Below are 21,397 nucleotides of genomic sequence, written 5' to 3'. Positions count from 1 at the left end.
TGCTGCTGTTCTCGCCCGAATCGCTGCAGGCCATGCAGGCCTTCATGCTGGGCTCCACCAGCTTCGTGGGCTGGACCGCCTGCGTGCTCATGGTGGGAGTGTGGGTGTTGTGCACGCTGGCGGCCTGGCTGCTGGCGCGCGTGCTCGACGGCCTGAGCCTGGGCGACGCCACCGCGCGCAGCCTGGGCCTGCCGCTGGGGCCCATGCGCGCCGCGCTGGTGGCGGTGCTGGCGCTGGCCACCGGCACCGCCGTGGCGCAGACCGGGCTGATCGCCTTCGTGGGCCTGGCCGCGCCGCACCTGGTGCGCTCGCTGGTCAAGACCACCAGCGGCCGCCTGATGCTGCTGGCCAGCTGCATGGGTGGTGTGCTGCTGATGGCGGCCGACACGCTGGCGCGCTGGCTGATCGCGCCGCAGGAGCTGCCGGTGGGCGTGCTCACCGCCGTGCTCGGCGGCGGCTACCTGCTGTGGCTGATGCAGCGCAACACGCGCGTGTCGCGGGGGGCGGGCCTGTGAGCAGCACTGTGAAACCGACCGGCGTGGCCGTCGAGGCCCGCGAGCTGCACGCCCGGCTGGGCGAGGCCGAGATCCTGCACGGGATCACGCTGGCGCTGCCCCGTGCGCGCTGGACCAGCATCGTCGGCCCCAACGGTGCGGGCAAATCCACCTTGCTCAAGGCGCTGGCCGGGCTGCTGCCGCACAGCGGCAGCGTGGCCCTGCTGGGCCGGCCGCTGGCCGACTGGCCGAACCGCCAGCGGGCGCAGCAACTGGCCTGGCTGGGCCAGAACGAGTCCAGCGGCGACGACCTCACCGTGTGGGACGTGGCCATGCTCGGCCGCCTGCCGCACCAGGCCTGGCTGAGTGCACCCAGCGCCGCCGACCACGCAGCGGTGGAGCGTGCGCTGCAGGCCACGCAGGCCTGGGCGTGGCGCGCCCGTTCGCTCGGCCAGCTCTCGGGCGGCGAGCGCCAGCGCGTGCTGCTGGCACGCGCCCTCGCCGTGGAGGCCGAGGTGCTGCTGATGGACGAGCCCCTGGCCAACCTCGACCCACCGCACCAGGCCGACTGGCTGGACCTGGTGCAGGCGCTGGTGGCGCAGGGCAGGACGGTGGTGAGCGTGTTGCACGAAGTGGCCATGGCCCTGCACGCCGACGAACTGGTGGTGATGGCCCAGGGCCGCATCACCCACCAGGGCCGCTGCGCCGACCCCGAAACCCACCGGGCGCTCGAAGCCGTGTTCGACCACCGCATCGAAGTCCACGCCCTGCAAGGGCAGTGGGTGGCTCTGCCCCGCACCCGAGTGACCGACTGATTTTTTCAACCGCGTTGTGAACAACGCCTGCAACCCAAGGAGCCGCAACATGCACATCGAACCCGGGCTGGTGGACAGCACCAAGATCTTCCTGAGCTACGCGACGGCGACCGCGGCCCTCGGCTGTTCGAGCAAACTGGCCTGGGACATGGTTCGCACGGAAGGTGTGACAGCCCTCGTGGCGCGCTCGGTCATGGCCGCTGCGCTGGTGTTCGCGTTCTTTGAGTTGCTGCCCACGCACCCGGTGGGCGTGTCCGAGGTGCACCTGATCCTGGGCAGCACCTTGCTGCTGGTGTTCGGCGCCGCGCCGACGGCCATCGGTCTGGTGGTGGGGCTGGCCATCCAGAGCCTGTTTTTCGCGCCCGACGATCTGCCGCAATACGGCATGAACGTCACCACGCTGCTGCTGCCCCTGTTCGCCATCCAGGCGCTGGCCCGTCGCGTGATCGCGCCCGACACGGCCTATGTCGACATCCGTTATGCCCAGGCACTGAAGCTGTCGGTGGCCTACCAGGGCGGCATCGTGGTCTGGGTCGGTTTCTGGGCCATCTACGGCCAGGGCGTGGGTGCCGAGAACCTGTCGAGCATCGGCCGCTTTGGCGCGGCCTACATGACCGTCGTGTTGCTGGAGCCGCTGGTGGACCTGGGCGTGCTGGCCTTGGCCAAACAACTGCAGCGTCTCAAGGGTTCGCCGGTGGTCCAGCCCCGTCTCTACACCGCGGCCTGATGGGAACGTTCATGGTTGCGATGGCGTGCGGATGGACCGGTGCGGTCTGCGGAGGGGTTGAGCTTGGTTGAACCACAACACACCGGCCGGGTGTCGATCGTGGGCGCCGGCCCCGGACCGGTTGATCTGATGACCCTGCGCGCGCTGGATCGGCTGCAAGCGGCCGAGGTGGTGGTGCACGACCGGCTGATTTCCGCCGAGGTGCTGGAGCGGATCCCGGCGGCGGCCCTGCGGGTGTATGTGGGCAAGGCGCTGGGCGACCACGCCGTGCCGCAGGAAGGCATTCACGACCTGCTGGTGCAGCACGCCAGGGCAGGGCGGCGGGTCGTGCGGCTCAAGGGCGGAGACCCCTACGTCTTCGGGCGGGGCGGGGAAGAGGTTCAAGCCCTGCAGGCCGCCGGCATCGCGTTCGAGGTGGTGCCTGGCGTCACCGCCGCCAGCGGGTGTTCGGCCGCCGCCGGCATACCGCTGACCCACCGGGATCTGTCGGGCAGCTGCGTGTTCCTGCCGGGGCACCTCGCCGACGACGAGGCCTCGCACGACTGGCGTGCGCTGGCCCGTCCGGGGCAGACGCGGGTCTTCTACATGGGCATCCAGCGCCTGCCGCACATTGCCCAGCAGCTGATCGCGCATGGCCTGTCGCCCGACACGCCGGCGGCCATCGTGCGCGACGGCACCCGTCCCACGCAGACGGTGCTGGCTTGCAGCCTTCGCCGGCTGGTGGCCTTGGCCCCGGCCTACGGCCCCCAGCCGGGCTTGCTCATCATCGGTGAGACGGTGCAGCTGAGCCCGCACTTTCAGCCGGCGTGAAGCCGGACGTGCAGACCCATGACCGAATCCACATCACGCGACGGCGAACCCCTTGCCCAGATCAAGGGCTGGTGCCCGGGCGCCCTGCGGCCCATGGCGGCCAGCGATGGTCTGGTGGTGCGCATCCGCCCGCCCGCCGGGCGGCTGAGCATGGCGCAGGCGCAGGGCATCGCGGTGCTGGCCCAGCGCCATGCCAGCCCGTGGCTGGAGCTGACCAACCGGGCCAACCTGCAGTTGCGTGGTGTCGGTGCGGCGCGCCACGCGCCCTTGCTCGACGGCTTGCGCGCTCTGGGCCTGGTCGACGAAGACGCTGCGAGCGAGGCGCGGCGCAATGTGCAGGTCCAGCCGCTGTGGACAGAGGGCGACGTGACGCACGGTCTGGCTTTGCATCTGGGGGAGTGGCTGGCAGACCGGGACGCGCCCGTTCTGCCGGCCAAGTTCGGCTTTGCGGTGGACACCGGCGCTGCGCCGTGCCTGCGCGAGGCTCACGCCGACATCCGGCTGGAACGCCACGCCGATGGCGTGCTGGTCTATGCCGACGGTGCCGACTCGGGCGTGGTCGTCGCGCCGCAGGCGGCGCCCCGGCACGCCCTGGACCTCGCACGGTGGTTCCTGGGCGCTGGCGGAGCGCCCGAGGGCCGTGGTCGCATGGCCGCCCTGCTGGGCCGTTGCGCGCTGCCCGCCGAGTGGCGGCAGACGCCGGTGCCCGCTCACGCCGTGCTCGCACCGGGCCCCGGGCCCCAGGCGCCAGGGCCGATCGTGAGCCTCGCCTTTGGTCTGGTGCGGGCCAGCACCCTGGCGGCGCTGGGCGCCTGCGGTGCCTTGCGGCTGACCCCCTGGCGCAGCCTGCTGGTCGAGGGGGCGGGGCGTTTGCCCGAGAGCGCCGAGCTCATCACCGATCCCCTCGATGCCCGGCTGCGGGTGGCTGCCTGCACGGGCGCGCCGGGCTGTGAGCAGGCCTGGGCGCCGACCCGGGACCTGGCGCTGGCGCTGGCGCCGGCGGTGGGCTCCGGGCACCTGCTGCATGTCTCGGGCTGTTCCAAAGGCTGCGCCCACCCGACAGCGGCCACCACCATCGTGGCCACCCGGCGTGGCTTCGACTTCATCCGGTTCGGCACCGCAGCGGGCGCGCCGGACCACCACGGGCTGGACCTGCCAGCACTCGAACAACTCCTGCAACAAGAAACGGCCCATGCTGCACGTGTATGAACGGGATGGCGACGCCATCTACCGCCAATCTTTCGCGATCATCCGGCGCGAGGCCACCCTCAGCCGTTTCACGGCGGTCGAAGAGCTGGCCGTGGTCCGCATGATCCATGCCGCCGGCCTGGTGGGCCTGGAACAGCACGTGGCGTTCACGCCGGGGATGGCGCAAACCACGCGCCAGGCCTTGCGGGACGGCGCACCCATCCTGTGCGATGCCCGCATGGTCAGCGAGGGCATCACCCGGAAACGCCTGCCGTCGGACAACCCGGTGATCTGCACCCTTCAAGACCCTCGGGTCCCTGCGCTGGCGCAGCAACTGGACACCACCCGCAGCGCCGCCGCACTGGAACTCTGGCGCCCGCACCTGGCCGGTGCGGTGGTGGCCATCGGCAATGCCCCGACGGCGCTGTTCCACCTGCTCAACATGCTGCAGGACCCGGACTGCCCGCGACCGGCCGCGATCATCGGCTGCCCGGTGGGCTTCGTGGGCGCGGCCGAATCGAAGACGGCCCTGATGGCCTCGAACGCGGCCCCCGCGCTGGTGGTGCACGGTCGCCTGGGCGGCTCGGCCATCACGGTGGCGGCCATCAATGCGCTGGCCAGCGAGCGGGAGATCTGATGGGCCGCATCATCTGTGCCGGCCTCGGGCCCGGCGATCCCGACCTGATGAGCGTGCGCGCTGATCGGCTGGTGCGCTCCGCGCAGCATGTGGCCTTCTTCCGCAAGAAGGGCCGACCCGGCCAGGCCCGAAAGATGGTGGAAACGCTGCTGGCGCCCGGCGTGACGGAGCACGCCATGGAGTACCCGGTCACCACCGAGCTGCCGTTCGACAGCCCGGCCTACATTCACTGCCTGGCCCGGTTCTACGACGATTGGGCGGCGCGCCTGGCCGACCTGGCCTGTCAGCAGGACATCGTGGTGCTGTGCGAGGGCGACCCGTTTTTCTATGGGTCTTTCATGCACCTCTACACCCGGCTGCAAGGGCGGGCCGAGGTGGAGGTGGTGCCGGGCATCCCCGGCATGGTGGGTTGCTGGTCGGCCACCGGCCAACCCATGACCTGGGGCGATGACGTGATGACGGTGCTGATGGGCACGCTGCCCGAAGACACCTTGGTCGAGCGCATGCAGACGGCCGACGCCATCGCCGTCATGAAGACCGGGCGCAACCTCCCTCGGGTGCGGCGCGCGCTGGCGCGGGCGGGCCGGCTGGACCAGGCCTGGCTGGTGCAGCACGGCACCATGCCGCAGCAGCAGATCGGCCGCTTGGCCGACACGCCCGACGAGGTGTGCCCGTATTTCGCCATCGTGCTGGTGCACGGTCAGGGCCGGCGGCCGGAGGTGGCCGAATGAGTGCCGCCCGGCCGCTCCGAAGGCGCTCAGCCCCGCCTTGCGCAGCAAGGAGGACCGTCCCGTGAGCGGCTGGCTCTGCATTGCCGGCCTGGGGCCGGGCGACGAAGCCATGGTCACGCCCGCCGTCAGTCAGGCGCTGGCCGAGGCCACCGATGTGCTGGGCTACATCCCGTACGTGGCCCGCGTGGTGGCCCGACCCGGGCTGCGTTTGCACCCGTCCGACAACCGCGAAGAGCTGCACCGGGCCCGCGCCGCGCTGGCGCTGGCGGCCCAAGGCGAACGCGTGGTGGTGGTGTCCTCGGGCGACCCGGGGGTGTTCGCCATGGCCGCCGCCGTGTTCGAGGCCATGGAGGGGCGTGAAGACTGGCAGGCGCTGGACGTGCGGGTGCTGCCCGGCATCACCGCCATGCTGGCCGCGGCCGCGCGGGCCGGCGCGCCCCTGGGGCACGACTTCTGCGCCATCAACCTCAGCGACAACCTCAAGCCCTGGTCGCTGATCGACCGGCGTGTGCGGGCGGCGGCGGGCGCCGACATGGCCATGGCCTTCTACAACCCCCGCTCGGCCAGCCGGCCCCACACCTTCGAGCAGGTGCTGGCGGTGCTGCGCGAGACCTGCGAACCCACGCGCTGGGTGATCTTTGCCCGGTCCGTGAGCACGCCACAGGAGCAGCTGATGTGCGTGCCCCTGTGCGATGCGCGGCCCGAGATGGCCGACATGCGCACCCTGGTCATCGTGGGCAGTTCCACCACGCGCTGCGTGGGACGTTTCGTCTACACCCCGCGCTCAGCCTCATGAACGGCCGCCACGCCCAGCCATGTCAAGACCTGCTCCACCGTGTCCACGGTGGGGCGGTGGGGCAGGTCCGGCCGGTCGATCAGGATGACCGGACAGCCCATGTGGCGGGCCGCCGTCAGCTTGGCCGCCGCGCCCAGTCCGCCCGCGTTCTTGGCCACCACGTGGGTGATGCGGTGCCGCTGCATCAGGGCCAGGTCGTTGTCCAGCGTGAACGGGCCGCGGTCGATCACCACGGCGCCCCGTTCTTCGGGCAGCTCGAAGCCGGGGTCCACCAGGCGCAGCAGGCACCAGTGACGGGTGTCCTCAAGGAAAGGCTGCACATGCTGCCGGCCAATCGCCAGGAACACCCGCGCCGGGCTGGCCGGCAGGGCCGCCACGGCAGCCGCCAGATCGGGGACGTGCTGCCAGCGGTCACCGGTCTGGGCCTGCCAGGCCGGGCGCTCCAGCGCCAGCAGGGGCAGCGCCAGCTCGCCGCAGGCCTGCACCGCGTGCCGGCTCATCTGGGCGGCAAAGGGGTGGGTGGCGTCGATCACATGGGTGATGGCCTCGGCCCGAAGGTGGTCGCGCAGGCCTTCGACACCGCCAAATCCACCCACCCGCGTGGGCAGGGGTTGCGCGAGGGGTGCCTCGGTGCGGCCGGCGTAGGAAAACACGGCTTGCACGCCGGCACCGGCCAGGGCCTGCGCCAGCCGGCTGGCCTCGGTGGTGCCGCCCAGCAGGAGGACACGCAGCATGGCTGAGCCCTGGTTGTCGATCATTGGCGTGGGAGAGGACGGGTTGGCGGGACTGAACGATGTTAGCCGCGCCGCGCTGGCCAGCGCCCGCCACATCTTCGGCGCGCCGCGCCACCTGGCGCTGGCGCAGGTGGCCGGGCGCGGCACGGCCTGGGACGTGCCGTTCGACCTTCAGCCGGTGCTGGCGCTGCGCGGTCAGCCGGTGGTGGTGCTTGCGTCGGGCGACCCTTTCTGGTTCGGCGCCGGCGGCCGCCTCTGCCAGCACCTGCAGCCTGGGGAATGGACGGCGGCCCCCGCGCCCTCGACCTTCTCCCGTGCCGCCGCCACCCTGGGCTGGCGGCTGGAGGGTGTCCAGTGCCTGGGGCTGCACGCCACACCGCTGGGGGCCGTCCGCCCCTGGCTGCGGCGCGGTCAGCGGCTGATCTGCCTGGTGCGCGACGGCGAGGCCCTGCAGGCGCTGGCGGCCTTGGTCAGCGGCCACGGTTTCGGGGCCGCGAGCGGCTGGGCGCTGGAGCGGCTGGGCGGCCCGCGTGAGCGCGTGCGCCCATTCCAACTGGCGGCGCCGGACCTGCCCGATCTGCAGGCCCCGCTGGCGCTGGCCCTGGATCTGCACAGCGGACCGCCGGGCCTGCCCGCCACCAGCGGGCTGCCCGACGAGCTGTTTGTCCACGACGGGCAGATCACCAAGTCGCCGATCCGGGCGCTGACCCTGCGCGCCCTGGCCCCACGCCCGGGTGAATGCCTGTGGGACCTGGGCGCGGGTTCCGGCTCCATTGCGGTGGAGTGGTGTCTGGCCGGCGGGCGGGCGCATGCGGTGGAACAGCAGGCCGAGCGGGCCGAGAACATCCGCCAGAACGCCGAGCGCTTTGGTGTGACCCACCGCCTGAGCGTGATCACTGCCGACAGCCGCGACGCCATGGCCGGGTTGCCCGCACCGGATGCGGTGTTCGTCGGCGGTGGTTTCGATGCCGGGCTGTTCGATGCCATCACCACCACGGCCGGCCCGGGTGTGCGCCTGGTGGTCAACAGCGTGACGCTGGACACCGAGGCCCTGCTGCTGCAGCTGCATGCCCGCCACGGCGGCGAACTCCTGCAGGTGGCCCTTGCACAGGCTCAGCCACTGGGCCGCATGCGGGGTTGGCAGCCGGCGCGCCCGGTGGTGCAGTGGAGTGTGGTGCTGTGATGACCATGGTCGCCGGACTGGGCTTTCGCGGGCAGACCACGTGCCAGGCGCTGCAGCAGGTGCTGGCGCAGGCGGTGCGCGCGGCCGAACGCGGGCAGCGGGCGCCCGTGGTGCTCCGGGCCCTGGCCACCGCCGAAGACAAGTGCCACCACCCCGCCTTCGTGCAGCTGGCGGCCGAACAGGGCTTGCCGGTGCACGCCGTGCCGCTGGCGCTGCTGGCGGCGCAAGACCTGCCGCCCCGCGACCGCGTGCCCGCGCGCTATGGCGCACACAGCCTGGCCGAAGCCGCCGCCCTGGCGGCGGCGGGGCAGGGCGCCGTGCTCGCCACACCCCGCCACATCAGCGCCGACGGCAGCGCCACCGCCGCCATTGCCATGAACCTTTCTGAAACGCCTTTCACATGACCGTCCATTTCATCGGCGCCGGCCCCGGTGCCCCCGACCTGCTTACTTTGCGCGGACGCGACCTGATCGCCGCCAGCCCGGTGTGTCTGTACGCCGGTTCGCTGGTGCCCGAAGGCGTGCTGGCGCACTGTCCGCCGGGCGCGCGCATCGTCAACACCGCGCCCTTGTCGCTGGAGCAGATCGTGCAAGCGCTGCGCTCCGCGCACGACCAGGGGCAGGACGTGGCGCGCTTGCATTCCGGCGACCTGTCGGTGTGGTCGGCCATGGGCGAACAGCTGCGCGCCTTGCGCGAAGCGGGCATCCCCTTCACGGTCACGCCGGGGGTGCCGTCGTTCGCGGCGGCGGCCGCCACACTGGGCTGCGAACTGACCTTGCCGGGCATGAGCCAGTCGGTGGTGCTCACGCGCACCAGCGGGCGGGCATCGCCCATGCCCGAAGGCGAGGCCCTGGCGCAGTTCGCGCGCACCGGCGCCACGCTGGCGATCCATCTCTCTGTCCATGTGCTGCACCAGGTGGTGCAAGACCTGCTGCCCCATTACGGGGCCGACTGCCCGGTGGCCGTGGTCTGGCGCGCCAGCTGGCCCGATGAACGCGTGGTGCGGGCCAGTCTGTCGGCCATCGAGGCGGCCATCGGCGACGGCATCGACCGCACCGCGCTCATCCTGGTCGGACGCAACCTCGGCGCGCAGGACTTCGGCCACAGCCGCCTCTACGCGGCCGACTACGACCGCCGCTACCGCCCGCTCGGCGCCGAGCCCCGCTTTCCCGCAGGTGCCGAATGAAGATTGAACTGAGCCTGATCGGCATCGGCACCGGCCACCCCGACCACATCACCCGCCAGGGCGTGGCGGCCCTCAACCGGGCGCAGCTGGTCCTGGTCCCGCTCAAAGGTGAAGACAAGGCCGATTTGGCCGACCTGCGCCTGCAACTGTGCCGCGAGCTGATCACCCACGGCGACGAGGTGGTCGCCGCGTTCGACGTGCCGGTGCGCGAAGGCGCCGAGGCCGACTACCGGGGCGCGGTCGACCGTTGGCACGACGCGATTGCTGCCATCTGGCTGGCCACCATCGAGCAGCACCTGCCCGAGGGCGGCCGCGTGGCCCTGCTGGTCTGGGGCGACCCGTCGCTGTACGACAGCACGCTGCGCATCGCCCGGCGGCTGGCCACCCGCACCGAACTGACCACGACCGTGGTGCCGGGCATCACCGCGCTGCAGGCCCTCACGGCGGCACACGCCATCCCGCTCAACGACATCAACGCACCGGTGCTCATCACCACCGGGCGGCGGCTGCGCGAGCGCGGCTGGCCCGACAGCGCCGACACCGTGGCGGTGATGCTGGACGGGCAATGCGCCTTCCAGACCCTGGAGCCTCAAGACCTGCACATCTGGTGGGGCGCCTTCCTGGGCATGCCGGACCAGCTGTGCATCAGCGGCCGCCTGGCCGATGTGGGGCCGCAGATCCTGCGCGAGCGGGAACAGGCGCGGGCCCGACACGGCTGGATCATGGACACCTACCTGCTCAAGCGAGCGAACGTCAACGGATCACACCATGCACATTGAAACACCCCCGGTTCTCCGCGACACCCCCAAACCCCAAGGCGAGCGCCGCGGACTGGTGATGGTCCACACCGGCCACGGCAAGGGCAAGAGCACGGCCGCCTTCGGCCTGGCGCTGCGCGCCCACGGGCGGGGCAAGAAGGTCAAGGTCTACCAGTTCATGAAGGTGCCGACGGCCCGGTTCGGCGAGCACCGGCTGTTCGAACAGCTGGGCATCCCCATCGAAGGGCTGGGCGATGGCTTCAGCTGGAAAAGCCGCGACCTCGACCATTCGGCCGAACTGGCGCAGGCCGGCTGGGCCAAGGCCGAAGCCACCATCCGCGCCGGCGAGCACTTCATGGTGGTGCTCGACGAAATCATGTACCCGCTGCGTTACGGCTGGATCACGCTGGACGCGGTGCTGACCTGCCTGCGCGAACGGCCGGCCACGGTGACCGTGGTGCTGACCGGCCGCAACGCGCCGGCCGAGCTGGTCGAACTGGCCGACACGGTGACCGAGATGACGCTGATCAAACACCACTTCAACGCCGGTGTGCCGGCGCAGCGCGGGATCGAGGACTGAGCCCGTCGCCACGCCGTTCGCCCACCCTTGCCCCATTCCTTCACCGACCGATCATGAATCTCCAGAAAATCCCCGCCACCATCGTCACCGGCTTTCTCGGCAGCGGCAAAACCACGCTGCTGCGCAAGCTGCTCACCAACGCCCAAGGTCGCCGCATTGCGGTCATCGTCAATGAGTTTGGCGAGCTGGGCATCGACGGCGAGCTGCTGCGCGGGTGCGGCATCGGCTGCGATGAGAACGGCGAAGACAACGGTCAGCTGTTCGAGCTGGCCAACGGCTGCCTGTGCTGCACCGTGCAGGAAGAGTTCGCGCCCGTGATGGAGCAGCTCGCCGCCCGCCGCGACCAGATCGACTACCTCGTCATCGAGACCTCGGGCCTGGCGCTCCCCAAGCCGCTGGTGCAGGCGTTTCAGTGGCCCGCGCTGCGCAACGCCTTCACCGTGGACGCGGTGGTCACCGTGGTGGACGCGCCCGCGGTGGCGGCCGGTGATTTCGCCGACGACCCGGTGGCGGTGGACGCCCAGCGCCGCGCCGACGACAACCTCGACCACGAGTCCCCGCTGCACGAGTTGTTCGAAGACCAGCTGGCGACGGCCGATCTGGTCATCGTGCACAAGGTCGATGGCATGGACCCGGCGGCGCTCGAAGCCGTGGAAGCCACCGTGCGCGCCGAGGCACCTGCGGGTGTGAAGCTGGTGCGCGCGTCGCACGGCGACGTGCCGCTGGACGTGCTGTTGGGTTTGCAGCGCGCGGTGGAAGACGTGATCGACGATCGCAAGACCCACCATGACGAGGAAGAAGACCATGACCACGACGCCTTCGACTCGGTGTCGGTGGGGTTGGAGGTGACCGACCGCGCCAGGCTGATCGTGGCGCTGCAGGCGCTGGTGCAGCGCCACGAAATCTACCGCGTCAAGGGCTTCGTGGCGCTGCCCGGTGCGGCCATGCGCCTGGTGGTGCAGGGCGTGGGCCAGCGCTTTGACAGCCACTTCGACCACGCCTGGCGCGCCGACGAGCCGCGCGCCACCCGCCTGGTGCTGATCGGCGACCACCTGAACCGCAACCAGCTGCAGGGCGAGCTGCAGGCCGCTTTGTCCCGCTAGTGTTTTCCCGTGTGTGTGTTTTCCCCTCCACTCCATCCTCGAAAGGACGTTCCATGACCGACTCGACCCCCGTGACCCACAGCCCCTCCCATACCCACGACCCGGCCCGGACCGTGCTGCGCCCCTTGCTGGCAGCGGCCGCACTCGGCTTGGTGGTCCTGTATGGCGTGGCTTTCGCTGAGAGTCCGCTGGCCCACAACGCTGCGCACGACGTCCGACACATCACCGTCAAACCCTGCCACTGAACGGTTGGCCCTGAGGAGAGCGACATGCTTTTTCAAAAGTTGATTTGGGCGGCGCTCACCACCGCAGTGGTGGTGGGCAGCCTGCAAACCGGTGTGCAGCGCTGGCAGGCCGCTCCGCTGATCTTGGCGGCAGAGGCCTACGAAGACCAAAAAGCAGACGTCCACAAGGCAGAGGTATCCCCACCTGCCGGGTCGCTCCCCGCGCATGCGCATGGCGACGGCGAAGCCGCAACGGCGCACGACCATGGTGATGCCGAGGCATGGGCACCCGAGAACGGCGTCGAGCGCACTGGCTGGACGTGGATCGCCAACATGCTGCATGCCCTCAGCATGGCTTTGCTGGTGTTTGCAACGATGGGGGCCTGGTTTTCTCGACGGGGCACGTCCAGCCTGACGGCGAGCGCTCCGTTGCGCGTCGCGGGTCTGGTGGCAGCGGCCGGCTGGCTGAGCTTTCACCTGTGGCCCACGCTGGGGCTGCACGCCGAGGTTCCGGGCATGGATGCAGCTCCGCTGCAGGCCCGACAGATTTGGTGGGTGCTGGCGGTGGGGTGTTCCGCGGGTGCCTGTGCCATCGCCGCATTTGTGCGCAGTCCCTGGCGCTGGCTGGCGGCGGCAGCTTTGCTGGTGCTGCCGTTCGTGGTGGGGGCGCCCCAGCTGCAGGGCGATGCACTCGCGGGCTTTGGCCCTGAAGCCCATGCCGCACTGGAGCGGTTGGGTCACCAGTTCATCCTGGCGACCACCTTGGTTGCGCTGTCGTTCTGGCTTTGCATGGGGCTGGTGGGAGGACTGGCGTTCCAGCGCTGGGTGGCGCCCGGCCTTCGCGCCGCGTTGTCCGGCAGGAACACCGCCGCGCCGGGCGCCATGAACCCGGTGGATTGACGCCACACCCCTCAGGTTCAACATGCATCTTTTGTCTACCCGACCCGGCGGCCATGTGGAAGACGGTGGCCAGGGCGTGGTGCGCGTGTCGCAGACGCCGGGCGACATCGTGGTGCTCACCGTGGCCGACACCACGCTGTCGCTGCTGGCCGATGCGGTGGCGGCGCTGCCACAGGACTTCCCGACCGTGCGCCTGGCCAACCTGATGTGGCTGCGCCAGCCGGCGTCGATGGACATGTACGTGGACGACGTGCTGCGCCACGCGCGGGTGGTCGTGATCGACCACCTCGGGTCGCCGGCCGACTGGGCGTATGTGGTGGAGCAGGCGACCTCGCTGGCGCGCCGGCACGGTCAGTGGCTGGCCCTGTTTTCTGGCGAGCAGCAGGAAGACCCGCAGCTGCTGTTGCGCGGCACGGCGGCGGTGGCGGACAGCCGTTGCCTCTGGCAATGCCTGCGCGAAGGCGGGCGCGACAACGCGCGGACCTTCTTTGACCTGATCGCGCACCGGGCCCTGGGGCTGGGGCCCCTGCCGGCGCCGCCGCAGCCCATGCCCCCGGTGGTCCGCTACCAGCCGGCCCGACCACTGCCCTGGCTGGCCCAGGCCCCGGTGGCGCTGCTGCTGTTTTACCGGGCCCACGCGCAGTCGGGCAACACGGCGGTGTTCGATGCGCAGATGGCGGCGCTGCACGCGGTGGGTGTGAACCCGCTGGCCCTGGCGCTGGATTCGCTCAAGTCGCCCGCTTCACTGGCCACCGTGCAGGCCCTGGCCGCCGAGCACGCGGTCGACGTGGTGCTCAACGCCACCAGCTTTGCCGTGGGCACCATGGGCGATGACGGTGCCGACGGGGTGGACGCGCCGCTGCTGGCGGGCGATGCGCCGGTGCTGCAGCTGATCACCGCCGGCTGCGCGCGCGATCAGTGGCAGGCCGACCCGCATGGCCTGCAGCCGCGCGACCTGGCCATGCAGGTGGTGCTGCCCGAGGTGGACGGTCGCATCGGCACCCGGGCCATCAGCTTCAAGGGTGTGGCCTGGCGCTGCGAGCGCTCGCAGGTGGATGTGGTGCGCTATCAGCCGGAAGCGGACCGCGTCGCTTTTGTCGCCGAGCTGGCCCGGCGCTGGTGCGCCTTGCGCCGCACGCCGCCGGCCGATCTGCGGCTGGCGCTGGTGCTGGCCAACTACCCCAACGACGACGCCCGCCTGGGCCATGGCGTGGGCCTGGACACACCGGCCTCGGTGGTGGGCATCCTGCGGGCGCTGCAGGCCGAGGGTTGTGCCACGGGCGAACTGCCGGCACACGGCGACGCGCTGATGGCGCGCCTGATCGAGGGCGTGACCCACAAGCTGGACGCCAACGACCACCGACCCGTGGGCCAGAGCCTGTCCATGGCCGACTACCTGACCGACTTCGGTGCGCTCGCGCCCGAGCGGCAGGCCGAGGTCAACGCGCTCTGGGGGCCCCCCGGGCAGGACCCGATGCTGCGCAGCGGCCGCTTCATGGTGCCCGGGCTGCGCGTGGGCCGGGTTTTCGTGGGCCTGCAGCCGGCGCGCGGGCGCGACCTGGACCTGGTGGCCACCTACCACGACGCCGACCTGGTGCCGCCGCACAGCTACCTGGCTTTCTACTTCTGGCTGCGCCGCGCCTGGCGCACCGACGCCCTGGTGCACGTGGGCAAACACGGCAACCTGGAGTGGCTGCCGGGCAAGAGCGTGGCGCTGGGCGCCGGGTGCTGGCCCGACGCGATCCTCGGGCCGCTGCCCCACCTGTACCCCTTCATCGTCAACGACCCCGGCGAGGGCAGCCAGGCCAAGCGGCGCACGCAGGCGGTGATCATCGACCACCTGATGCCGCCGCTGACGCGGGCCGAAACCTATGGGCCGCTGCAGGTGCTGGAGCGGCAGATGGACGAGTACTACGAGGCCATTTCGCTCGACCCGCGCCGCGCCACCCAGCTGCGCCAGAGCATCCTGGCGCAGGTGCTGCGCCACGGCCTGCACGCCGACCTGGGCTTCGAGGCGCCGGCCGACGAGGCCGCGCGCCAGCGCCTGCTGGAGCGCTTGGACGCCTACCTGTGCGAGATCAAGGAATCGCAGATCCGCGACGGCCTGCACGTGTTCGGCCGCTCGCCCGAAGGTCGCCAACGCAGCGACACCCTGCTGGCGCTGGCCCGGTTCCCGCGCGGCAAAGGGCAGGGGCAGGCCAGCCTGCTGCAGGCCATGGCCCACGACCTGGGGCTGGACGGGTTTGATCCGCTCGACCCCGACTGGAACCAGCCCTGGACCGGTCCGCGTCCCGCGGCATTGGCGGTGCTGGGCGATGAGGTCTGGCGCCACGCCGGTCACACCCGCGACCGGCTGGAGCGCCTGGCCACCCGCCTGGTGGACGGCGGCGAACCCCTGGACCGTGCCCTGTGGCCGCTCACCGCGCCGGTGCTGGACGAGGTGCAGGCCCAACTCGCGCCCCGGCTGGACGCCTGCGGCGAGCAGGAAATGACCCAGCTGCTGCGTGGCCTGCGAGGCCGGTTCGTGCCGCCCGGACCGAGCGGCGCACCGTCGCGCGGGCGGCCCGACGTGTTGCCCACCGGGCGCAATTTTTACGCGGTGGACACGCGCGCCGTGCCCACGCCCACCGCGTACGCCATGGGCGCGCTGGCGGCCGATCGGCTGATCGAGCGCCACCTGCAGGACCACGGCTCGTTCCCTGCCTCCATCGGCTTGTCGGTCTGGGGCACCAGCACCATGCGCACCGGCGGCGAAGACATCGCGCAGGCCATGGCCCTGCTGGGCGTGCGGCCCAAGTGGGCGCCGGGCAGCGGGCGGGTGGTGGACATCGAGGTGCTGCCCATGGCGATGCGCCACCGCCCGCGGGTGGACGTGACCCTGCGCATCTCGGGCTTCTTCCGCGACGCCTTCCCGAACCTGATCGACCTGTTCGACACGGCGGTCAAGGCGGTGGCGGCCATCGACCCGGAGGACGAGCCCGACGACGTCAACCCGGTGCGGGGTCGCGTGGGCCGCGAGGCGGCCGAGGCGCGTGCCCAGGGGGTGTCCGAAGCGGCCTCGCTGCGGCAGGCCAGCTGGCGCGTGTTCGGGCCGCGCCCGGGCGGCTACGGCGCGGGCGTGATGGACGTGATCAACAGCGGGCGCTGGGAGGGCGCGGACGACATCGCCCAGGCCTACCTGCGCGCGGGCGCCTTCGCCTATGGCCAGGACGAACACGGGGCGGCCGCGCGCGCGAGTTTCGAGCGCCGCGTGGGCGACCTCGACGTGGTGCTGCAGAACCAGGACAACCGCGAACACGACATCCTCGACTCGGGCGACTACTACCAGTTCCAGGGCGGCATGGCCGCCGCGGTGCAGCACCTCAGCGGTCAGGCGGCCGCGCTCTACCACGGCGACTTCAGCACCCCTGGCGTGCCCCACATCCGCAGCCTGGGCGAAGAGCTGGCGCGTGTGGTGCGCGCCCGCGTGGTCAACCCCAAGTGGATCGCGGGCGTGCAGCGCCACGGCTACAAGGGCGCCTTCGAGATGGCGGCGACGGTGGACTTCCTGTTCGGCTTTGACGCCACCACCGGCCTGGTGGGCGACCACCAGTACGCGCTGGTGGCCGACGCGTATGTGCACGACAGCGCCAACCGCGCCTTTCTGGAACAACACAACCCGCAGGCCCTGCGCAGCATCGGTGAGCGCCTGCTCGAAGCCATGCAGCGTGGTCTGTGGCAAGACCCGCGCGAGCACCGGGAGCGCATCGAGCAGACCCTGCTGGCGCTGGACCACCGCCTGGAAACCCAGGGCGAAGGACCCACGACATGAACACCTCCGACACCACACGCCCCGAACTGCAGGCCGCCAGCCATGCGGTCTATCCCTTTGCGGCCCTGATCGGCCACGCCGAGCTGCGCCAGGCGCTGCTGCTGGCGGCGGTGGACCCTGGCATGGGCGGTGTGCTCATCAGCGGTCCGCGGGGCACGGCCAAATCGACCGCGGCCCGCGCCCTGGCGGCCCTGCTGCCCGGTGCGCCGTTCGTCAGCCTGCCGCTGGCCGCCAGCGTGGAGCAGCTCGTGGGCACGCTCAACCTGGAGGACGTGCTGCGCGATGGCCGCGTGCGCCTGGCCCCGGGCCTGCTGGCCCGCGCCCACGGCGGCGTGCTGTATGTGGACGAGGTCAACCTGCTGCCCGACGCGCTGGTGGATGCCCTGCTCGACGCGGCGGCCAGCGGTGTCAACACGGTCGAGCGCGACGGTGTCTCGCGCCAGCACGCGGCGCGCTTCGTGTTGATCGGCACCATGAACCCGGAAGAGGGCGAGCTGCGCCCCCAGCTGCTCGACCGGTTCGGGCTGTCGGTGGTGCTGGAGAACCCCGCCGATCACGGGCTGCGCCAGTCCATCGTCCGTGCGCGCCTGGACTTTGACCTGGACCCACAAGCCCTGCTGCGGCGCGCGGCCACCGAACAGGCCGCGCTGGTGGATCAGGTGGTCGCTGCGCGCGAGGCACTGCCCGCGGTGGACTGGAGCGACGCGGTGCTGGCGCACGCCACCGCGCTGGCCCTGCGCGCCGGGGTGGACGGCGTGCGAGGGGACCTGGTGCTGCTCAAGGCCGCGCGTGCCCGCGCCGTGCTGGCGGGACGGCGCCACGTGACGCTCGCGGACGTGGACGCCCTGGCCGAGCTGGCCCTGGGCCACCGGCGTTCGGCGTCGGCCCCGCAGCGCCCCACGCCCCCGCGCACGGCGGCAGATCCCGCATCCGCCCCCGGCGCCGGGTCGGCGCCGGACCGTTCACCGTCGGGCGCCGAGGGCGACTGGGGCGCTTTGCCCCCGCAGCCAGAAGGCCTGGAGCGCGTTCGCGGCACGGGAGGGCTTGCCGCAAAAAAAGCCTGAACCACCCTGCGGGCCGCGCACCCATGGTGCCCGGCCTGCGGCGGTGGTCATCCACCGACCCCGGTGCCAAGCCGCAGCTGGCGCAGACCGGTGCGCTGGCCGGCTCCGCGGCGGCGGGCCGCATCGACTGGTGCCGCACCCTGGTCCACAAAGGCCCCGCCGCGTTGCAGCGAGACCACCTGCGGTGGGTGCGGCGGCCCGCCGATGCGCCGACCCTGCACCTGATCGCGCTGGACAATTCCGGCTCGATGCGGCACGGCGGCCGGCTGGCGCGCGCCAAGGGGTTTGCGGCGCACCTCATCGACGACGCGGCACGCGCCGGCGACCAGGTGGGTCTGGTGCTGTTCGGTGGGCAAGGGGTGCAAAGCCTGCTGTCGCCCACGCCAGCGCGGCGCTCGGCGCTGGGGCGCATCCAGCCGCTGGGCGGCGGCGGTGGCACGCCGCTGGTCGCCGGGCTGCGCCAGGTGCAGACCGAACTCCTGGCCCACCGGCGGCGTCACGGTGGCGGGCGCCGCCTGCTGTGGCTGCTCACCGACGGGCGCAGCCTGGAGCAGCCGGCCGCTCCCTCGGCGGCCGACCACATCGTCATCGTCAACTTCGACGACCCTGTTCGCCCCCTGGGGCGCTGCCCGGCCTGGGCCACGGCCTGGGGCGCGGAGCTGCGCCAGCCCGGGACCCCCTGACACCCGCCGATGCCCTCACCACCAGAACCCATGACCGAACTCATCATCTGCACCACCTGCCGCCCCGCCGGGGTCCCGCGCGACCAGCGCGCCCCTGGCGACCTCCTGTTTGAAGCGGTGCAGGCCGAACAGGCCTTCGGCGACCAGCCCGAATGGGCGACCGTGCGCGTGCGTGGCGTGGCCTGCACCGCCGGCTGCTCGCGCGCCTGCACCGTGGCCTTCCAGTCACCGGGCAAGCACAGCTACCAGTTCGGCGACCTCGCACCCGCAGAGGGCGTTGCCCGGCAGTTGCTCGACTGCGCCGTGATGCACCACCGGGCGCCCGATGGCAACCTCGCCCGCGATGCGCGTCCACCCCTGTTGCGCAACGGCATCCTGTGTCGCCTGCCGCCCACCGCGGTCACCGGTGGAGAAGCCCCATGACGATCCAGGTGGAATGACATGCCCCAGACGACCGCCCCCGATCAGGCCTTTGCCCCGGCCGAGCGCGATGCCGTGTACCGCGCCATCTTCGAGCGCCGCGACATGCGCCACTTCGCCGGCGGAACGGTCGCGCCCGAGCTGATGCGCCGCCTGCTCACCGCCGCGCACCATGCGCCCAGCGTGGGCTTCATGCAGCCTTGGCGCTTTCTTCGCGTGGCCTCGCCCGCGCTGCGCAGCGGGCTGCAGGCGCTGGTGGAGCAGGAGCGCCTGCTGACCGCGCAGGCGCTGGGCGAGCGGGGCGGCGAATTCATGCGCCTGAAGGTCGAGGGCTTGATGGACGCTGCCGAGGTCTGGGTGGTGGCGCTGGCCGAGGGGCGCGAGCGGCATGTGTTTGGCCGCCGGACCCTGCCGCAGATGGACCTCGCCTCGACCGCCTGCGCCATCCAGAACCTCTGGCTGGCCGCGCGCGCCGAAGGGCTGGGCATGGGCTGGGTCTCGCTGTTCGACCCGCGGGCCGTGGCCTCGCTGCTGGGCATGCCCGACGGGGCCGAGCCCGTGGCCCTGCTGTGCATCGGGCCGGTGCACCGGTTCGACGAAGAACCCCTGCTCCAGCGGCAGCGCTGGGCCCAGCGCTGCGCATTGGACAATATCCTGTTTGAAAACGCCTGGGGCCAGCCCCTGGGCACCCGCGAATCGGTGACGGGGTGACCCCACCGCTGCTTGAACTTTGAGGAGACCACGATGACGACCGACACCACCCTGCTGCCTTCCGCCGAGCAGACCCTGCATTTCCACGCCCCGCGCAAAGCAGCGGCGCCGTCGGTCGATGCCGGCCAGCAGGCCTGGCCCGTGGCCGCCGTGCAGGCCCTGCTGGACCTGCCATTCCCTGAGCTGATGCACCGCGCGCAGACCGTGCACCGCGAGCACCACGACCCGACCCACATGGAGCTGGCCACGCTGCTGTCGATCAAGACCGGCGGCTGCCCCGAGGACTGCGGCTACTGCCCGCAGTCGGTGCACCACGAGACCGGCGTGGAAGCCACCAAGATGATGACGCCCGAAGAGGTGCGCGAGGCCGTGCTCGGCGCCAAGGCGGCCGGCGCCTCGCGCTTCTGCATGGGCGCGGCCTGGCGCGCGCCCAACGACCGCGACCTGGAGAAGGTCGAGGAACTGGTGCGCGTGATCAAGGACGAGGGCCTGGAGGCCTGCTGCACCCTGGGCATGCTCACGGGCGACCAGGCGCAGCGCCTCAAGGGCGCGGGGCTGAATTACTACAACCACAACCTGGACACCGCGCCCGAGCTGTACGGCGACATCATCACCACCCGCGACTACCAGGACCGGCTGGACACCCTGGGCCACGTGCGCGGGGCCGGTATCCACGTGTGCAGCGGCGGCATCGTGGGCATGGGCGAATCGCGCGCCGGGCGCGCCGGGCTGATCGCGCAGCTGGCCAACCTGGCGCCGTACCCCGAATCGGTGCCGATCAACCATCTGGTCAAGGTGCCCGGCACGCCGCTGGCCGACGAGCCCGATCTGGACCCGCTGGAGTTCGTGCGCACGGTGGCGGTGGCCCGCATCACCATGCCCCGGGCCAAGGTGCGTTTGTCGGCCGGGCGCCGGCAGATGGACGAATCGACCCAGGTGCTGTGCTTCCTGGCCGGTGCCAATTCCATCTTCTACGGCGACAAGCTGCTGGTGACCGGCAACCCCGACGTGGAGGCCGACCAGGACCTGCTGACCCGCGTGGGCATGCACACCACGCGCGCGCACGCCTGACGCACGCCCGATATGGGCCCTGCCCATGGCCGAAACCCCCTCAGTTCAAGGAGATTCCCCATGTTCCGCACCCTGCTGAAATCCAAAATCCACCGCGCCACCGTCACCCACTGCGAGCTGCACTACGAAGGGTCCTGCGGCATCGACGAAGACCTGCTGGAGGCGAGCAACATCCGCCCCAACGAACAGGTGCACATCTGGAACGTCAACAACGGCGAACGTTTCATCACCTACGCCATCAAGTCGCCGCGCGGCAGCGGCATCATTTCGCTCAACGGCTCGGCCGCCCGGCGCGCCAGTGTGGGCGACCTGGTGATCATCGCGGCCTTCGGCATGGTCCATGAAGACAAGCTCGACGAGGCCGTGCCGAAGCTGGTGTTCCCCGACGCCGCCAACCGCATCGTCGAGACCCGCAGCGAGCCCGCCGGTCCCCAGGCCGGCGACCCGGTCATCCTGCCCCTGGGCGCCGAGCTTTGACGCGGCCCGTGTCCGCCAACGCCCTCTGGCGCCAGCGCAGCCTGGCCGCCGTGTGGCACCCGTGCACGCAGATGAAGCTGCACGCGCCCGATGGCGCGGCGTTGCCGCTGATTCCCGTGGCGCGGGCCGAGGGCGTGTGGCTGCACGACCACGAAGGCAACCGCTACCTGGATGCCATCAGCTCCTGGTGGGTCAACCTGTTCGGCCACAACCACCCCGCGATCCGCGCCGCGCTCATTGACCAGCTCAACACCCTGGACCACGTGATGCTGGCCGGCTTCACCCACGCGCCGG

The 21,397-nt window shown here is 71.4% G+C and carries 25 protein-coding genes; 24 read left to right on the top strand and 1 reads right to left on the bottom strand.

Going from position 1 to position 21,397, the window contains the following annotated elements; translation table 11 throughout:
* The 8 genes from IV088_RS08265 to cobJ form a co-directional block, all read left to right on the top strand.
* The coding region (locus IV088_RS08265; RefSeq protein WP_291100345.1) for an iron chelate uptake ABC transporter family permease subunit at positions 1-515 on the top strand (515 nt) is incomplete at its 5' end.
* On the top strand, positions 512-1,309 hold the full coding sequence (locus IV088_RS08260) for an ABC transporter ATP-binding protein (RefSeq protein ID WP_291100342.1): 798 nt from the start codon (positions 512-514) through the stop codon (positions 1,307-1,309). The genes IV088_RS08265 and IV088_RS08260, both read left to right, overlap by 4 nt.
* A gap of 49 nt (positions 1,310-1,358) precedes the next feature.
* Complete coding sequence (locus IV088_RS08255; RefSeq protein ID WP_291100339.1) at positions 1,359-2,036, top strand: energy-coupling factor ABC transporter permease; 678 nt, start codon at positions 1,359-1,361, stop codon at positions 2,034-2,036.
* Positions 2,037-2,099: 63 nt separating this feature from the next.
* Positions 2,100-2,846 (top strand): uroporphyrinogen-III C-methyltransferase, encoded by a 747-nt coding sequence (cobA, locus tag IV088_RS08250; RefSeq protein WP_291100336.1) that lies wholly within the window; start codon positions 2,100-2,102, stop codon positions 2,844-2,846.
* 18 nt (positions 2,847-2,864) lie between these two features.
* Positions 2,865-4,055, top strand: coding sequence for a precorrin-3B synthase (cobG, locus tag IV088_RS08245; protein WP_291100333.1), 1,191 nt, complete (start codon positions 2,865-2,867; stop codon positions 4,053-4,055).
* A complete protein-coding gene (locus IV088_RS08240; protein WP_291100330.1) occupies positions 4,039-4,671 on the top strand; it encodes a precorrin-8X methylmutase in 633 nt (210 codons plus the stop codon). Before cobG ends, IV088_RS08240 begins: the two co-directional genes overlap by 17 nt.
* Entirely contained in the window at positions 4,671-5,402 is a 732-nt protein-coding gene (gene cobI, locus IV088_RS08235) for a precorrin-2 C(20)-methyltransferase (RefSeq protein WP_291100328.1), read from the top strand. Before IV088_RS08240 ends, cobI begins: the two co-directional genes overlap by 1 nt.
* Positions 5,403-5,463: 61 nt before the next feature.
* Positions 5,464-6,198, top strand: coding sequence for a precorrin-3B C(17)-methyltransferase (gene cobJ / locus IV088_RS08230; protein WP_291100325.1), 735 nt, complete (start codon positions 5,464-5,466; stop codon positions 6,196-6,198).
* On the opposite strand, the gene IV088_RS08225 is transcribed toward cobJ, so the two are convergent.
* Positions 6,174-6,932: a cobalt-precorrin-6A reductase gene (locus tag IV088_RS08225; protein WP_291100322.1), complete on the bottom strand. Its 759-nt coding sequence runs from the start codon at positions 6,930-6,932 to the stop codon at positions 6,174-6,176. The genes cobJ and IV088_RS08225 overlap by 25 nt on opposite strands.
* Between IV088_RS08225 and cbiT the strand changes: the two genes are divergently transcribed.
* From cbiT to IV088_RS08145, 16 genes are all read left to right on the top strand, one after another.
* Positions 6,931-8,115 (top strand): precorrin-6Y C5,15-methyltransferase (decarboxylating) subunit CbiT, encoded by a 1,185-nt coding sequence (cbiT, locus tag IV088_RS08220; RefSeq protein WP_291100320.1) that lies wholly within the window; start codon positions 6,931-6,933, stop codon positions 8,113-8,115. The genes IV088_RS08225 and cbiT overlap by 2 nt on opposite strands.
* A complete protein-coding gene (locus IV088_RS08215) occupies positions 8,115-8,519 on the top strand; it encodes a cobalamin biosynthesis protein (RefSeq protein ID WP_291100317.1) in 405 nt (134 codons plus the stop codon). Before cbiT ends, IV088_RS08215 begins: the two co-directional genes overlap by 1 nt.
* A complete protein-coding gene (gene cobM / locus IV088_RS08210; protein WP_291100316.1) occupies positions 8,516-9,301 on the top strand; it encodes a precorrin-4 C(11)-methyltransferase in 786 nt (261 codons plus the stop codon). The genes IV088_RS08215 and cobM overlap by 4 nt, the downstream gene beginning before the upstream one ends.
* Positions 9,298-10,080 carry a precorrin-6A synthase (deacetylating) gene (cobF, locus tag IV088_RS08205; protein WP_291100313.1) on the top strand — a complete coding sequence of 261 codons (783 nt, stop codon included), beginning with the start codon at positions 9,298-9,300 and terminating at the stop codon, positions 10,078-10,080. Before cobM ends, cobF begins: the two co-directional genes overlap by 4 nt.
* Positions 10,070-10,639: a cob(I)yrinic acid a,c-diamide adenosyltransferase gene (gene cobO / locus IV088_RS08200; RefSeq protein ID WP_291100310.1), complete on the top strand. Its 570-nt coding sequence runs from the start codon at positions 10,070-10,072 to the stop codon at positions 10,637-10,639. Before cobF ends, cobO begins: the two co-directional genes overlap by 11 nt.
* Positions 10,640-10,692: 53 nt before the next feature.
* Positions 10,693-11,742 (top strand): cobalamin biosynthesis protein CobW, encoded by a 1,050-nt coding sequence (cobW, locus tag IV088_RS08195; protein ID WP_291100307.1) that lies wholly within the window; start codon positions 10,693-10,695, stop codon positions 11,740-11,742.
* Between the two features lie 53 nt (positions 11,743-11,795).
* Positions 11,796-11,987, top strand: a complete 192-nt coding sequence (locus IV088_RS08190; protein ID WP_291100304.1) for a CbtB domain-containing protein — start codon at positions 11,796-11,798, stop codon at positions 11,985-11,987.
* Positions 11,988-12,011: 24 nt separating this feature from the next.
* Positions 12,012-12,866, top strand: coding sequence for a CbtA family protein (locus tag IV088_RS08185; RefSeq protein WP_291100301.1), 855 nt, complete (start codon positions 12,012-12,014; stop codon positions 12,864-12,866).
* A 22-nt stretch (positions 12,867-12,888) separates the two neighbouring features.
* A complete protein-coding gene (gene cobN / locus IV088_RS08180) occupies positions 12,889-16,677 on the top strand; it encodes a cobaltochelatase subunit CobN (protein ID WP_291100298.1) in 3,789 nt (1,262 codons plus the stop codon).
* The gene (locus IV088_RS08175; RefSeq protein ID WP_291100295.1) at positions 16,674-17,741 is read left to right on the top strand and encodes an AAA family ATPase; all 1,068 of its coding nucleotides are present in this window, start codon (positions 16,674-16,676) and stop codon (positions 17,739-17,741) included. Before cobN ends, IV088_RS08175 begins: the two co-directional genes overlap by 4 nt.
* 23 nt (positions 17,742-17,764) lie before the next feature.
* Entirely contained in the window at positions 17,765-18,424 is a 660-nt protein-coding gene (locus tag IV088_RS08170; protein WP_291100292.1) for a VWA domain-containing protein, read from the top strand.
* Positions 18,425-18,454: 30 nt separating this feature from the next.
* Positions 18,455-18,847 (top strand): DUF1636 domain-containing protein, encoded by a 393-nt coding sequence (locus IV088_RS08165; RefSeq protein WP_291100289.1) that lies wholly within the window; start codon positions 18,455-18,457, stop codon positions 18,845-18,847.
* Between the two features lie 18 nt (positions 18,848-18,865).
* Positions 18,866-19,555 carry a 5,6-dimethylbenzimidazole synthase gene (gene bluB / locus IV088_RS08160; RefSeq protein WP_291100286.1) on the top strand — a complete coding sequence of 230 codons (690 nt, stop codon included), beginning with the start codon at positions 18,866-18,868 and terminating at the stop codon, positions 19,553-19,555.
* Positions 19,556-19,588: 33 nt separating this feature from the next.
* Positions 19,589-20,626, top strand: a complete 1,038-nt coding sequence (gene bioB / locus IV088_RS08155; RefSeq protein ID WP_291100283.1) for a biotin synthase BioB — start codon at positions 19,589-19,591, stop codon at positions 20,624-20,626.
* 60 nt (positions 20,627-20,686) lie between these two features.
* A complete protein-coding gene (gene panD, locus IV088_RS08150; RefSeq protein ID WP_291100280.1) occupies positions 20,687-21,103 on the top strand; it encodes an aspartate 1-decarboxylase in 417 nt (138 codons plus the stop codon).
* 71 nt (positions 21,104-21,174) lie between these two features.
* A partial coding sequence (locus IV088_RS08145; protein WP_291100348.1) for an aminotransferase class III-fold pyridoxal phosphate-dependent enzyme occupies positions 21,175-21,397 on the top strand: 223 nt, incomplete at its 3' end.

Source organism: Hydrogenophaga sp., from assembly GCF_018780075.1.
GTDB lineage: Bacteria > Pseudomonadota > Gammaproteobacteria > Burkholderiales > Burkholderiaceae_C > Hydrogenophaga.
Note: the sequence above shows the minus strand (reverse complement) of the source record. Positions and strands in the feature narration are given on the sequence as shown.